Annotated in this window: 17 protein-coding genes and 1 riboswitch; of the genes, 6 read left to right on the forward strand and 11 right to left on the reverse strand. The window is 42.7% G+C overall.

Going from position 1 to position 13979, the window contains the following annotated elements:
- Positions 1-2 precede the first annotated feature (2 nt).
- From ACSSTM_RS06305 to ACSSTM_RS06335, 7 genes are all read right to left on the reverse strand, one after another.
- Positions 3-1016: a thiazole biosynthesis adenylyltransferase ThiF gene (locus ACSSTM_RS06305; protein WP_034663202.1), complete on the reverse strand. Its 1014-nt coding sequence runs from the start codon at positions 1014-1016 to the stop codon at positions 3-5.
- A complete protein-coding gene (locus tag ACSSTM_RS06310; protein WP_034663204.1) occupies positions 1013-1780 on the reverse strand; it encodes a thiazole synthase in 768 nt (255 codons plus the stop codon). The genes ACSSTM_RS06305 and ACSSTM_RS06310 overlap by 4 nt, the downstream gene beginning before the upstream one ends.
- Before the next feature lie 4 nt (positions 1781-1784).
- Complete coding sequence (gene thiS, locus ACSSTM_RS06315) at positions 1785-1988, reverse strand: sulfur carrier protein ThiS (protein ID WP_034663206.1); 204 nt, start codon at positions 1986-1988, stop codon at positions 1785-1787.
- A complete protein-coding gene (gene thiO, locus ACSSTM_RS06320; protein WP_106037854.1) occupies positions 1985-3097 on the reverse strand; it encodes a glycine oxidase ThiO in 1113 nt (370 codons plus the stop codon). The genes thiS and thiO overlap by 4 nt, the downstream gene beginning before the upstream one ends.
- Positions 3081-3698, reverse strand: a complete 618-nt coding sequence (gene tenI, locus ACSSTM_RS06325; protein WP_034663211.1) for a thiazole tautomerase TenI — start codon at positions 3696-3698, stop codon at positions 3081-3083. The genes thiO and tenI overlap by 17 nt, the downstream gene beginning before the upstream one ends.
- Positions 3673-4383 carry a thiaminase II gene (tenA, locus tag ACSSTM_RS06330; protein WP_034663213.1) on the reverse strand — a complete coding sequence of 237 codons (711 nt, stop codon included), beginning with the start codon at positions 4381-4383 and terminating at the stop codon, positions 3673-3675. Before tenA ends, tenI begins: the two co-directional genes overlap by 26 nt.
- Before the next feature lie 78 nt (positions 4384-4461).
- A riboswitch (TPP riboswitch) is annotated at positions 4462-4571 on the reverse strand.
- Between the two features lie 59 nt (positions 4572-4630).
- Positions 4631-6472: a monovalent cation:proton antiporter family protein gene (locus tag ACSSTM_RS06335; protein ID WP_034663215.1), complete on the reverse strand. Its 1842-nt coding sequence runs from the start codon at positions 6470-6472 to the stop codon at positions 4631-4633.
- Positions 6473-6634: 162 nt separating this feature from the next.
- Here ACSSTM_RS06335 and prpE point away from each other — a divergent pair, with 162 nt between their 5' ends.
- Positions 6635-7378: a bis(5'-nucleosyl)-tetraphosphatase PrpE gene (gene prpE, locus ACSSTM_RS06340; protein ID WP_034663218.1), complete on the forward strand. Its 744-nt coding sequence runs from the start codon at positions 6635-6637 to the stop codon at positions 7376-7378.
- A 42-nt stretch (positions 7379-7420) separates the two neighbouring features.
- Here prpE and ACSSTM_RS06345 read toward each other — a convergent pair whose 3' ends face one another.
- The 4 genes from ACSSTM_RS06345 to ACSSTM_RS06360 all read right to left on the reverse strand — a co-directional run bounded on the left by ACSSTM_RS06345 (position 7421) and on the right by ACSSTM_RS06360 (position 10226).
- A complete protein-coding gene (locus ACSSTM_RS06345) occupies positions 7421-8287 on the reverse strand; it encodes an RluA family pseudouridine synthase (protein WP_034663222.1) in 867 nt (288 codons plus the stop codon).
- A gap of 44 nt (positions 8288-8331) precedes the next feature.
- Complete coding sequence (locus ACSSTM_RS06350; protein ID WP_034663225.1) at positions 8332-9132, reverse strand: NAD kinase; 801 nt, start codon at positions 9130-9132, stop codon at positions 8332-8334.
- Positions 9133-9197: 65 nt separating this feature from the next.
- On the reverse strand, positions 9198-9827 hold the full coding sequence (locus tag ACSSTM_RS06355) for a GTP pyrophosphokinase (protein ID WP_034663227.1): 630 nt from the start codon (positions 9825-9827) through the stop codon (positions 9198-9200).
- A 33-nt stretch (positions 9828-9860) separates the two neighbouring features.
- Complete coding sequence (locus tag ACSSTM_RS06360; protein ID WP_034663228.1) at positions 9861-10226, reverse strand: hypothetical protein; 366 nt, start codon at positions 10224-10226, stop codon at positions 9861-9863.
- A 236-nt stretch (positions 10227-10462) separates the two neighbouring features.
- Here ACSSTM_RS06360 and ACSSTM_RS06365 point away from each other — a divergent pair, with 236 nt between their 5' ends.
- The 5 genes from ACSSTM_RS06365 to ACSSTM_RS06385 all read left to right on the forward strand — a co-directional run bounded on the left by ACSSTM_RS06365 (position 10463) and on the right by ACSSTM_RS06385 (position 13883).
- Positions 10463-11041: a CYTH domain-containing protein gene (locus ACSSTM_RS06365; protein ID WP_034663230.1), complete on the forward strand. Its 579-nt coding sequence runs from the start codon at positions 10463-10465 to the stop codon at positions 11039-11041.
- A 21-nt stretch (positions 11042-11062) separates the two neighbouring features.
- Positions 11063-11830 (forward strand): lytic transglycosylase domain-containing protein, encoded by a 768-nt coding sequence (locus ACSSTM_RS06370; RefSeq protein ID WP_034663232.1) that lies wholly within the window; start codon positions 11063-11065, stop codon positions 11828-11830.
- A gap of 276 nt (positions 11831-12106) precedes the next feature.
- Positions 12107-12505 (forward strand): thiol management oxidoreductase, encoded by a 399-nt coding sequence (locus ACSSTM_RS06375; RefSeq protein WP_003211417.1) that lies wholly within the window; start codon positions 12107-12109, stop codon positions 12503-12505.
- Positions 12502-13413, forward strand: coding sequence for a ClpXP adapter SpxH family protein (locus tag ACSSTM_RS06380; protein WP_437404103.1), 912 nt, complete (start codon positions 12502-12504; stop codon positions 13411-13413). The genes ACSSTM_RS06375 and ACSSTM_RS06380 overlap by 4 nt, the downstream gene beginning before the upstream one ends.
- Before the next feature lie 296 nt (positions 13414-13709).
- Entirely contained in the window at positions 13710-13883 is a 174-nt protein-coding gene (locus tag ACSSTM_RS06385) for a hypothetical protein (RefSeq protein ID WP_034663238.1), read from the forward strand.
- The last annotated feature ends 96 nt before the right edge of the window (positions 13884-13979 follow it).

Here is a 13979-nt window from a genome sequence, read left to right on the forward strand (position 1 = left end):
CATTAGCCAATCCATTGATGATAAATGGTTCTTGCTTTGGCCATATCATTTGTACCATGTACAAGTGCTCTGCCATCTTTAAATAAAACAAGCTTATATTCATCCTTTTGACAAGAAAGTAAATACGGATTTTCAAGCACATCCATTCCTGCTTTCTTTAAGCGAATAGCCACTTCGTGTAATGGCGGCGGGATTTCAGCAGCACTGCGGATTTGTACCGTATTGCGGCCGCATAGTACATCTGCCTTCGCTCTCTTGTCATAGGAGAGAAAAGGATATGTCTTCAGCCCACAGCTTGGACATTGCTTCTTCTTTAAGGAACTGGCTGATCGGATGTCAGATCGTTCATTGGTCCATAAATCAAAGGATCTTAAAATTGGCGTCACTTGATGGCCTGTTAAATATTTAAGGGCATCTGCCACTTGATATGCCGCCACCTGCTGCACCACTGGACTAATGATACCGGCTGTATCACAGGTCATGCCTTGTGCGGGTAAATGTTCAAGCAGGCAGTGTAAACATGGCGTCTCACCAGGAATCACAGTGAATTGAATACCATAGCTGGCTACACAGGCTCCGTAAAGGAACGGAATTTGATGTTTGACAGCAGCATCATTTGCAATCATCCTCACCTCAAAATTATCCGCTGCATCCACGATAATCGAAGCCCCGCTGACAAGTTCATCAATATGTTGAGCGGTCACATCGATGACAATTCCTTTGACATGCACGTCACTGTTCACCTGCTTGAGTCTTTTTTCAGCCGCCACAGCCTTTGGCAGCCGATCATGCACATCTTGCTCCGTGTAAAGCTGCTGTCGCTGAAGGTTGCTCCATTCAATATAATCTCGATCCAAAATGGTGACAGATCCAACGCCAGCACGAACGAGCATTTCAGCACTGGCTGTTCCAAGTGCCCCTGCGCCAATAATGACAGCCTTTGAGTCTTTTAACCGCTTTTGCCCCTCTGTGCCGATTGGCTGAAATAGCTCTTGGCGCGAATAACGTGTGCTCAAAATGCCGGCATTCCTTCCTGCGGACTGCTTGCTGTCCCATAGTTTTTCAAAGGAATCCGTCCTGCCTCGAAGCCTAGTCTTCCTGATTCAATCGCCAGTTTCATGGCTTTTGCCATTTTCACAGGGTCCTTTGCACCAGACACAGCTGTGTTCAGTAATACAGCGTCAGCCCCTAGCTCCATCGCATAAGCTGCATCCTTTGGAGAGCCTACACCAGCATCAATAATCACCGGTACCTTCGCCTGCTCGATAATAAATGAGAGATTCAGAGGGTTTAGTAAGCCTTGACCTGAACCAATCGGAGAAGCCCCTGGCATGATAGCATGGACACCGAGCTCTTCTAATTTTCTCGCCAGCACCACATCATCAGATGTATAGGGCAGCACGATAAACCCTTCTTCGAGTAGCATTTCCGCTGCTTTTAACGTTTCGACTGGATCTGGCAGAAGAGACCTTGAGCAGCCAATGACTTCTACCTTGATCATGTCACACAGTCCAGAAGCCTTCGCTAAACGAGCAATACGAACTGCCTCTTCGGCTGTACTTGCACCAGCTGTATTCGGAAGCAGCGTATATTTTGATAAATCAAGCTGCTCCAAAAAATTAGGCTGAGATGCTTCAAAAATGTTCATTCTTCTCACAGCAAAGGTTAAAATTTCTGCTTCTGATACGTTCACGGCTTCTTTTTGAACTTCAAATGATGGATACTTCCCTGTACCAAGTAATAATCTTGATGTGAATGTTTTTCCGCCAATGTGCAGCATGTTGTCATCCTCCTCCTACAAAGTGAACGATTTCAATCGTGTCATTAGATTGAATTTTGACTTGTTGAAACGCTTCTTTGTCAATAATTTCTTGGTTCTTTTCCACGATCACTACTCGATTTTCAAGTTGATAGGCTGATAGCAGATCATAGATCGTTCCATTCTCTTGATCGAAATCAACGATTCTGCCATTCAATTGAATTTTCATACAAACAGTGCCTCCTTTCGGCCAATACGAAACGCGTGAAGCCATTCCTTTTTGACCGGTTCACCTAATATCAGGTCGCGAATGATCTCTCCAGTAATCGGGGCAAGTAAAATGCCATTTCTGTAATGCCCTGCAGCAAAAAGAATACGCTGATCTTCTGGATGTCTTCCAATGTAGGGATGCCGGTCAGTTGTAGCCGGACGAAGACCAGCCCAGCACTGATCAATCGGCATCTCCTTGATCGAAGGCATAAGCTGAGACGCCTTTTGAATCACTGCTTCGATGCCGCCAAGCGTTGGAACAGCCTGCCATTCGTTTGGCTTCATCGTTGCGCCAACGACCAGTTTGCCGCTATCTCGTTGAACGATATAACAATGATCATGGTAAATGGTGTGTGCGAGTGCTGGGCCATTATTCCATACAGACACACACTCCCCCTTTACTGGATAAAGAGAATGAGATAATCCAAGCTCTTCAAAAAAACGGCCAGACCATACACCACTCGCTACAGTCAGATCATCACATGTGAATGTTCCCTTCGTTGTTCTAATTGCTAACGCTTCTTTCTCCCGCTTCACTTCGATCACGGGTGTACATTCTTTCACATCTGCCCCGAACCTTACCGCCGCCTGCCAAAATGCCCGGCATACCGCATAAGGTTCGACATGAACATCCTCTTTAATCAAACCTGCCCCTAAGATGTTATCTGCCATTTGAGGCATGCATTTTTTTACGCTGCTTGCGTCAAGCCAATCAAATGTAGACAAATACTGCATCCGGCAAAGTGCTTGTTTCTCTTCTTCTGTAAAGGCTACCTTCATGATACCGCCCGCTGATGTCCGAATATCAATGCCAGATTCATGCTGTAGATCGACTTTTAACTTCTCGTACAATGCCTGGCTTGCTCTGCCTGCTTGAAAAAAAATATCCTCATGACCCTCTCCTTCAGCATGTGCACCGAGCATCCCAGCAGCCGCACTTGTCGTTTGCTTCCCTACCTCATTCGCCTCAAGTAAGACGACATGCTTTCCTGCTTTTGCAAGGTGATAGGCAATGGACATTCCTATGATTCCACCACCAATGATTGCAACGTCATAATGCTTCTTCATAAGGATGCTCCTTTACCTGTTTAGAAAATGCTTGTGCCATCATGCGCGGCTGATGATGAGTAAAAATCCCAGACATGACAGCAATCCCTTTCACATTCGCGTGTTTCAATTCTGGAATGCGGTCAGGTGTCAATCCACCGATCGCCACCACTGGAATAGACAGTGCAGATGTCAGTTCTTTCACAAGCTGTACGCCTCTTGCCTGAAGTCCTGGTTTACAAGTAGTGTCATATACGTGCCCAAACATGACATACTCTGCTCCATTTTTCTCCGCTGCTTTCGCTTCTTCTATCGAATGAACAGAGACACCCGCATGAAGGTGAGGGAATTTTTGCCGCAGCTCTTTTGGCGAAAAGCTATGGCCTGGGAGATGTACCCGGTGAATATTGGTGAGCAGTGCAACGTCTACTCTGTCGTTGATGATGAGCTTCTCTTTCGGTACACCTTCTAAAAAGAGTCTTTTCACGAGATCAACAAGCTCACTTGCTGTTTTAGACCGTTCCCGGATATGAATAAAATCCACTTCAGGTGCGATGGCTTTTATTTGTTTGATCAGTTCATCCACAGGAAGCGAATCATTTGTCACTGCGTGGAGTTCCATTTGCACCAACCCCATCTAAGCATGCTGTTTGCCATGTTTCTTTTTGATACGCCATTTCCCAGAAATGGTACTCGTAATAGCTTGAAATCACAAAATTTTCTTTCATATTGGCCCGTACATGTTCTGGTGCTTTCTCAGCTAGTTCATCAAAGCGGTTGACCTGTTCAAAGACGAGCTCCTTAAACCAATCCCCTCCATATGTCAAAATCCATTCCTGATAAATCGGATGGTCAGGTGTGGTTTGTTTCAGCTTTTCACCCACCTCATAATATAGCCAGTAGCACGGCAATAATGCGGCTAAAATCTCTTCAAATCGTCCGCTTTTCACAGATCGGTACATATGAGAGGTATACGCATAAGCAGTCGGAGAAGGCTTAAAGTTCTCGATGGCTTCATCTGAAATCTGCAAAAGCTCTGTGAACTTTCTATGCAGCGACAGCTCTGCTTCATACGTACCCTGCGCATGATACGCCATTCTGCCCGTCGTATGTAAGTCCTCACTAATCGCTGCGCCATATGCTTGCACCTTTGCAAAATGAGTTAAATAATATGAATCCTGCATCACATAATACGTGAAACGATCGAGTGAAAGCGTGCCATCTCCAATCCCTTTGACAAATGGGTGTGTGAAGCTTCCATTCCACCATGTTGCTGCTGCTTCTTTACATTCAGTTGAAAACGTCATGTTTCTCTCCTCCTGTTTTTCCATATAAAAAAGCCACTTTCCTCGTGGAAAGTGGCTTGGAATTTGTAAAAAGCATAGTCAAAAACCGCACCACTTCCCTACGCAGGTATGAACCTGTTCAGGTAATGAGGGTCTAAAAGTCGACACTTTTATCTCAGCCCTTTTAAAGGACTCCCCTAGTGGATCAAATATATGATGTTGTACTTCTATCTTAATCAGGAATTGTTCATTGGTCAAGGGTTCATTCTTACTCTAATTGGGCTCTTAGTCCTGCCACATACTCACGAGAGCCTGACACAAGCACACGGTCGCCGCTTCTAAGCGTGGTATCTCCATGTGGTACTAAGCTGTCTACCCCTCTGAAAATACGGACAAAGACCAAATCACCGGTAAACGGAAATTCCCTCAGCATGACATTGTGATAACGATGATTGTTCATTTGAATTTGATACAAGGAAGTATCCTCATTTGTTAATAATCGAATCGCATCAGGTGCTTCAATCAAGGCTCTTAGCACCGTTTTAGATGATAGGAAATTAGAAAACGTATCAATGCCTGCTTCCTTCAATGTCAGCTCTGTCTCAGCTTTGTTGACACTAGCAATGACTTGTTTCGCTCCTTCTTCCTTTGCAAATAAAGCAATTTCCTTATTTTTCGTCTCACTGCCTGTTGCGACGACGAGGACATCCTCCTGGCCAACGCCTGCCTTTCGCAGCGTCTCATCGTCGTACTTTTCAATCGATTCGACTTCAAAGATGGAGTCAGCAAGCAGCGCTTCTTTATTTTCTTGAAAGACATGCAAAATCCGAATATCATATTCATCCTGATGTAAATCAAGTGTGACAGGTAAGGTCAGCTGATTTGCACCAATAAAGGTCACACGTTTTTTATGGCTCGCAGCTTGTTCTTTTTTAAACAGCGCTTTAAACCAAACAGGCGTTAAAATACTCGTCAGTACCGCGACTAGAATCAGCGCTCCAGACATTTTATGGTCAATGACTCCGAGCCGCTCCCCGATCGTCGCAGCTGCAATGACGAGTGATAACGTCGATGTTAATAAAAAGCCAGAACCGATCACTTTTTTCATGTCATACCATTTTTTCAAATAAAGAATCGGGATGAGCTTACTAACCAGTAATGCAATAAACAGCAGCGGGATCATGATCATAATGGTTGGGTCCTTGAACAGTGCCCATATATTCAAATCCACTCCGACCATCACAAAGAAGATGGGGATCAAAAATCCGTAGCCAAATGAATCCAGCTGCTGGACAAGCTCTTTATTCGGCGAAAGAAGGGACACAAGTACGCCCGCTAAAAACGCCCCAAGAATATTTTCAGCACCGAGTGATTCAGATAAGGCAACTAAGACTATAATGAGAGTAAAGATCGCCCTTGTCCCAATTTGCACGGTCCCTTTTGACATGGACTGAAAAATTGACTTTGTCTTAAATACGCGGCCAAATAAATAAAGCAGAATGCCCGCAGCAAATAATAAGAGCAGAAGCCACATATTCCCTGTACCATCGCCATAAATGGAGGAAAACACAGCAAGTAAAATCATCGTCACCAAATCAGCAATGACGGCGACAAGCAAGATGATTTGACCGATATTCGTCTGCATTAACTTTTCCTCTTTTAAGGTGGGAACCACGACCCCTAATGAGATGGTCGATATAATGAGCGTCATTAAAAAGGCATTTTGGATAAACCCTGCAAGTACAAACGCATAGGACAGGATAAAAGAAATACTAAATACGCCAACAAAAATAATCGTGGCTGCCTTAAACGTATTTGGTTCTTTTAGACCATTTGGCAGTTCTCGTGCTTTCTTCTTTGACTCAAAAGAAGAGAAATCTATTTCAAGTCCACTTAAAAACATCAGAAAAATAAAACCGAGCATGGATAACGTGTCTAACCATGCATCATGTTCAACTACCAGTTGAAGACCGCTTTTTCCAATGATGAGCCCCATGATGATTTCAGCAACAACGACCGGAATGGTCAGCTTAAATCGGTGCAATAAAAGTGGGGTGAAAAAGGCGACAATAATAACGACAACGAGTGATGAAACAGATGTATGCTCCATTGGCTAAAGCCTCCTAACATTGATGTTTAATCTTTTAAGTTTTACATTAAAGCATTGATTCTAACAATTGCCTAAATGAAAAGAAAGCCATTCGTTATATGTTCTAAAATTCAAACTTCTTTAACCCCGATGAATGGATGAGAAAGATCAGGAGGAAATCTTATGAAATTTGATATCATTGGAGATATCCACGGCTGCTACGAAGAGCTGCTTACCCTCATACACAAACTAGGATACGAACTCAAACATGGATTACCCGTCCATCCTGATAAGAGAACGCTAGCCCTTGTCGGTGATTTAACAGATCGAGGCCCTCAGTCAGTAGATGTGATGCGATTTGTCATTCATGCCTACGCACACGGCGCGATCCGCTACGTACCTGGCAACCATTGCTTTAAGCTTTATCGCTATTTGAAAGGAAATCCCGTGAAATTACTTCATGGCATCGAAACCACAGTGAACGAAATAAAAAAGCTGCCCCTTCATGAACAAACCAAATTGTCACATGAATTTAAGCAGCTATTTGAGAAGGCTCCGCTTTACGATGTACTCATTCCTGATGAACTGATTATTGCTCACGCAGCGATGAAGGAAAAGGACATTGGAAGAAAGCCGAACAAACAGATGCGATCCTATCTATTATTTGGCGCGGTCACAGGAGAAACATGGCCAGATGGACGACCTGTGCGGAAGGATTGGGCAAAGGAATATCGCGGAAAACCGTGGATTGTATACGGACATACACCAGTGAAAGAACCCCGATTCGTTGGCAGAACCGTCAATATTGATACAGGCTGCGTATTTGGCCACCGGCTGTCTGCCCTCACATATCCTGAGCTTGAAACGGTCTCTGTTCCTTCCTCTATGCCTTATGACGATTCAAGGTTTCAGCATTTCACATCATAAAAAAACCCGGTCCTGCGCTTGCAGGTAGCCGGGTTTTTTTATTTAAAGCAGCAATGATTTCATGTCTTCAGGAAGCGGAGCCGAGAATGTCATTTCCTCCCCAGTCATCGGATGAGGAAAGACAAGAGTCTCACTATGCAGTGCCTGTCGGTTCATCCGCTCACTCGTTCCGCCATATAGCGTATCTCCGATGAGGGGGTGACCAAGATACTTCATATGAACACGAATTTGATGTGTTCTCCCAGTTTCAAGTGATAGAGCCACATCTGACATGTTCAACTCAGCGTCCACCGCTCGCACTGTAAAATGCGTCACTGCTTCCTGTCCAGTATCATCGACCATTCGCTCGATGATACTATCTCCTTTTCGGGCAATTTTTGCACGAATGGTTCCATACTTTTCCGAGATCATGCCATGTGTAAACGCTCTGTATGTTCGTTTGACCGCTCCACTTTTTTGCGCCTTTGATAAAAGGCTGTGGGCAAAGCGATGCTTGGCCACGAGCATGACGCCCGATGTATCACGATCAAGGCGGTTCACCAAATGAACCGTCAGCCGAACAGAATGCTCTGTATAATGGTGCAGCAATCCATTCGCAATACTGTGCTCTGGGTGCTCCCGAGAAGGAATGGACGGGATATATGGCTTTTTATTCAGCACAAGGACATGCTCATCCTCAAATAAAATATCAAGCGGAATCGGAGCAGGCTTCAGCCCTTCACTCACTTTTTCCTCTGGGAATAAAATGGTGAGCCTGTCTCCGTTATGCAGCTTGTATCTCACAGTCACATGCTCTCCATTAATGAGGAGATCACCGCCATCAAATTTAATATCCGCCAGCATTCTTTTTGAAATGCCAAGATCTATTAAATAATTCTTTAAAAGCAGCCCTTCTTCTTTGGCTGTCATGGTTTTGTTTAGCGTAAAGTATTCCAGCGAGAACGACCTCTTTCTTATTCTCCTTTTCCGATAAAGGAATCTTGCACCCTTTTCCAAAACGGAAATGGTCTAAATCGGGCAAAACGGACATTCTCATCGGCTACCCGGCATTGAATGGATTTGACGTCCTTATGAAGCAGCGTCAAATGATCAATGGTTACTTGAAAATCGACATCATTCATCGGTTTAATGACACAAGTATGGTGGTCTGGCAAAATAAGCGGTGAACCGACCGTTCGAAACACTCTGTTGTTGATTGAAGCCATTTCTGCCAGCTGAATGGCTCTAATGGAAGGATGAATAATGGCGCCCCCAAGTGCTTTATTATAGGCTGTACTGCCAGACGGTGTAGACAGACAAAGACCGTCACCTCTGAATGTTTCAAACAGCTGACCCCTAATTTCAACATCTGCCACAAGCGTCCCTTCCATACTTTTAATGGTACATTCATTCATCGCTAAATATTTCTCTTCTCTGCCGCCGTCGTTGTATCTGACAATGACTTCTAAGATCGGATATTCCACAATGTGATAAGGCGTTTTCGCAATAGCTAAGACGAGTTTTTCAATTTCACTTGGCACCCAGTCAGCATAAAAACCAAGATGACCTGTATGAACACCGACAAAAGCTGTTTCATTCAGACGGTTGCTATAGCGGTGAAACGCATAAAGAAGGGTGCCGTCTCCACCAACCGTAATGACAAGATCCGGTTCCTCTTCATTGAGTTCCATCCCAAAATCCAATAAGTAGGTCTGAATTTTATTTTTGAGTGTGTCAGATACAGAATTCCCTTTCGAAGAAACTGCAAATTTCATGAATTCTTCTCCTTTTCCACCTTGCTGCTATGAGAGGGCAGCATCATATTTGATCAAGCTCAGGCTCAGCTGTCGTTTTTCTTTTTCCGGGAAAATGCCACTTGTGCTTCTTGAATTTCCCCTCTAATTTCAGACATCTCATCATCAAGAAGAGATGCTGCCTCAGAAGCTCTTTGAAGGCGCAGCTTGACTTTCTCCGGGATATTCCCGCTATATTTATAATTCAGAGAATGCTCAATGGTCGCCCAAAAGTTCATCGCAAGTGTACGAATTTGGATTTCGACGAGGAGCTGCTTCTCTCCGCTGATCGTTTGCAGCGGATATAACACAACAAGGTGGTACGAACGGTATCCGCTTTCTTTATGTTCTGCAATATAGTCGCGTTTATCAACAACCACAAAGTCTTTTCGTGACTGGAGCATTTTTTTCACGACTTGTATGTCTTCTACAAACTGGCACATAATGCGAAGCCCAGCAATATCCTGCATCGTTTCAATTTCATGCATCGGGATGTTTTTACGCTTTGCCTTTTCTAATATGCTGGCAACAGGTTTCACTCGGCCTGTGACAAATTCTACTGGTGAATGGTCATCCTCGAATTCATACAGCTTTCGAATGCCTTTTAGTTTCACTTTTAATTCTTCGACTGCTTGTTTATACGGTGCGAGGAATTGATCCCATTGTTTTTTGTCCATGAAACTTCCCCCAATTCCATATACCTAATTATTTCAGAGGAATGTGCTCTTCACTTTCTCTTCCATATCTCCGTAATTGGCATTGTCTTTAATATTGTCGATTAAATAATGTAATTCTTGATGAAGCTGAATGAGTTCTAACGAATGTTCTCCCGCTGCCAAATAGACAGGGATGTCAAGATTCATTGCTTCTTTTAATGGAGCCCATGTATGTTCCCCTAAGATAAGATACGAAAAGGACTCCTCGTTTTCAAGTATGTAAACGAACGCAAAGTGATCAGAATCAACAAGCATTTGTCCTGATGCTTTTGCTTTTTGGATTTGCTCTTCTGACGTGGTCGTCAAAATTAGCCTGTCTTCTTTTAAAGTTGCTTCTGTGATTTCAATTCGGTTTTGCATCATGATCTCCTTTACAACAAAGTACAGCTTTATTTTATCATATCAAGTTCAATATTGATAAACCGAACTTTTTGAGAAAATCCTATTTTCTTCTTATAAATGATCCTTTCACATGATTCTCCATTTATTTTGGCACATGTGGAAAGAGAAATAAGAGATAAAAACAGCCTTTTACATGATGAACACACTTCATGTACAATAATCATATTTCCTCTAAATGAAAGGTTGATGTCAAAATGGCACAGGAAATTGAAATAGAGCTAAAGCAATTGTTAATGAAAGAAGAATTTGAACAGCTGAAACAACATTTTCAATTGAAGGATTCGGATTTTCACACACAAACCAACTATTACTTTGATACACCTCAATTTGATATAAAATCTCAATTCGCTGCACTAAGAATGAGAGAAAAAGACGGTCAGTGGGTTCTCACGTTAAAGGAACCACACGAAATAGGCTTGCTCGAAACCCACCAAACGATCGCTCCTCCTTCAAGCCTTGACGATTTTCAGCTGCCAGAAGGTGAAGTAGCTGACAGGTTAGACCATCTGAACATTCAAAAGGATCAAATTGTGTATTTTGGTTCACTTGAAACATCAAGAGCTGAAAAAATGATCAAAGAAGGCTTAATTGTTTTGGATCACAGCCGATATTTAACAGTAGAGGACTATGAACTTGAATTTGAAGTGAGCGACCTGGAAATCGGACAAGCCGCATTCTCCGCATTGCTCCAAAAATTCCAAATCCCTGTACGAAACACGAAAAACAAAGTCGTACGTTTTTATGAAGAGAAAATGAAAACACAGAATAGATGAATTCCTTGAAGGAGGAACATGATGAACGTCAATCAACTTCAATCCTTTATGCAGCTTCAAGCGCTTAAAACGTTACAATCAGACCCTGGACAAACACAAATACCGGCCGGCCAAGAATCGAATGCACAAGCTTCATTTCAGTCGCTGCTGCAAGATTTTTTAGGCGGATCAGAATTATCACGCCTGCCGCTTTCTATTTCTGCGTTTATGGGAACGGACCCATCAACGGCTCCGAACACGCAATACGCACGTACAAACCCATACTTGTCTGCTATCGCTGGCAGTGAGCAGCTTCAATCTCCATCTTCATATGCGAATGACGCTCAATTGAATACAGCGAACGGCATTGGGAATGTCTTAAACAACAGCTACACGCCGCCGCTTCAAAAGGCTGTTTCAAACGGCTCATCATCAAAAGAAATTAATCAAATCGTGTCACAAATGGCTCAAAAGCATGGCGTTCCAGAGAAGCTGATTCATGCGGTCATCAAGCAAGAATCCGGCTATCGTACGAATGCAGTCAGTCATGCAGGAGCACTTGGCCTCATGCAGCTTATGCCATCTACTGCTAAGTCACTTGGTGTGAATAATGCCTTTGATGCGGCTCAAAACATCGAAGGCGGCACGAAGTATATAAAACAAATGCTTCAGAAATATAATGGAAATGTCTCACTCGCCTTAGCTGCTTATAATGCAGGCTCAGGAAATGTTGATAAATACGGTGGCATACCACCATTTAAAGAAACACAAAATTATGTAAAGAAAATCACAGCACAATATTTCGCTTAAACCGAAGAGAATAACCTCTTCGGTTTTTTGTATGTCGCTTTTCACCCTTTTTTGACTGAATGTGTTATGATATGGTCAATTGATCACGGAACCCGCCTCTCCCCTTATTTCCAATAGACCAAAGCGGTTTGTTTGTGGAATTGAGTTGAGGTTGTTAAAATAAGTATACAAGAATAGAAACAATAAAATAGAACAAACTGAATATCACTTTTGAAATAAATGAATTTACAATAGGGCGCTTCATCCTATTAACTACGAGTAAAAGGAGTAGTCAACATGGTACAATCGTTTAACGCACCTTACGAAGCGGTTGGAGAGGAACTTCTATCGCAACTTGTTGATACTTTTTATGAAAATGTAAAGTGTCATCCTTTGCTTCATCCTATTTTCCCGGATGACTTAAAAGAAACAGCAAGAAAACAAAAACAGTTTTTAACTCAATATTTAGGCGGACCCTCGCTTTATACAGAGGAGCATGGCCACCCTATGCTGCGGGCGAGACATCTCCCTTTTCCGATTACTGAGGAGCGGGCTGACGCATGGCTTGAATGCATGGAGGATGCGATGGATCAAGTAGGATTAACCGGCGATATTCGTGACTTTTTATTTGAGCGGCTTTCTCTAACGGCTCGTCATATGGTCAATCAAACACCTGAAAAGGATGGACGATCTTGAGCTGCAATACGCACGATCAATATTTCTCACACTGTCACGGACATCCTCAAAAGCCGATTGAAATCTATGTATTCATTGACCCTCTAAGTCCAGACTGCTGGTTATTAGAGCCATCCATTAAAAAATTGAAAATGAAGTACGGCCGTTTTTTCACTTTACGAACGGTGACAAGTTCTAGTATTAATGCATTGAATCGAAAACGAAAAAAGCATTTACTGACCGAAGCATGGGGGAAATTTGCTACCAAAACTCAGACCAAAAAAGAACAAATGCTGTCCGAACAAATTGTGACTTCTCCCTACCTCGCCTCGCTTGCATTAAAAGCGGCTGAGCTTCAAGGCAGAAAATGCGGAATGAAGTTTCTGCGTCTCATTCAAGAATCACTTTTTTGCCATCAGCAAGATGTGACAAGTGAACATGTGCTGCTAGAAAATGCAAAAAGTGCTGGACTGGACATCGAGGAATTCCAGCGCGATATTCATTCTCAAAGTGCTGTTAAAGCACTACAATGTGATATGAAAATTGCAGCTGAAATGGACGTATCTGAGCTTCCGACCTTTGCCTTTTTTAATACAGTAAACGGGGATGAAGGATTAAAAATTTCAGGTGCGTACTCTTATGATGTATACGAGGAAATCCTTTTTGAAATGATTGGTGAAAAACCAACACCTTCAGAACGGCCTCCAATTGAATGGTTTATTGCTTACTTTCAATTTGCATCTGCAAAAGAGATTGCTGTCGTTTATGACCTGACACTTGAAGAAGTTGAACGAGAAATGAAAAAGCTGGCTTTCGCTAAAAAGGTAGAACGTGTACAAGTACATCAAGAAATGTTTTGGCGCTATAAAGTAAATGATCATCATTCAGATCTTGATCTCTACCGCTGTGAGAATGAACATGGGTGCTGACCCATGTTTTTTCTTTACCCTAAAAAGGAACATACATTCTATTTTTAAGCACGAAGAAACCGCGCCGGGATAAGCGCGGTTTCACTATGTCTTAACGACAACAAAGGGGATGGGAGAAATTTTTCACGGTCAAACAAAGGGGTAATGTTTGTATGTGATTAATTTCACATCTGTAGTATATCAAATTTTGTCGACTTATGACAACAGATATACTATATGTTCATATTTTTGTCACAAAACATAAGAGGGTTGTCACTTTCATATAGTGAAAGTAACGAAAAAATGGAGGGATCTGCATGCGCAGCACAACCATTGGACTTGTTTCCATTGGCTTATGTTTCTTTTTAAATATATTAGGCTTAATGAAAATGCTTCCTCTTTATCTAACATCCCCACTCTTATTTGCTTCTATTCTTTTTACACTTTATCGAATGAACCACCGGAAGACCTTTAAGGGATTTAAAGGTTGATGTAAGGAACGGCCTCTACATGCGAAGAGGTCTTTTTTTATGAGAAAAAAACTCCTGTCAAAAGATGAGTTTGCACTCACGCGTCTGACAGAAGTC

Origin of the sequence: Bacillus sp. RK1064 (genome assembly GCF_051488405.1) — a bacterium.
Classification (GTDB): domain Bacteria; phylum Bacillota; class Bacilli; order Bacillales; family Bacillaceae; genus Bacillus.